Source organism: Erwinia sp. PME.40.26/001, from assembly GCF_055556675.1.
This window is the reverse complement of sequence record NZ_JBVHNP010000277.1, coordinates 1-257: the sequence shown is the minus strand read 5'-3', so window position 1 is coordinate 257 and position 257 is coordinate 1. Positions and strand designations below refer to the sequence as shown.

Annotated in this window: 1 protein-coding gene; it reads right to left on the bottom strand. The window is 65.0% G+C overall.

The genetic code is table 11. The annotated features are described in order from the left end of the window. Positions 1-257, bottom strand: a 257-nt coding sequence (locus ACZ3HG_RS24175) for a hypothetical protein (RefSeq protein ID WP_465334980.1), incomplete at both ends; no start/stop codon positions are given.

Here is a 257-nt window from a genome sequence, read left to right as displayed (position 1 = left end):
GAACCGGCCGTCGCCGTTCCGTTGGTCGCCACGATGTTGGTGCCCGACACCTGATACCAGCCGTACTGGCCGGCCAGAATCGCAGCGGTCGCTACGGCGTACTGCTGACCGGCATTGGCCGCAGCCACCGCCAGCGCAGTCTGGTACGACGGAGTCGTCTCCGAAGCGTCCCAGGTAACGAGCGAACCGACTACGGTGCTCGCCACGCCCTTCATGTAGATGAACTTGCCGCCTCCGTAGACCGGATCGACCGCATC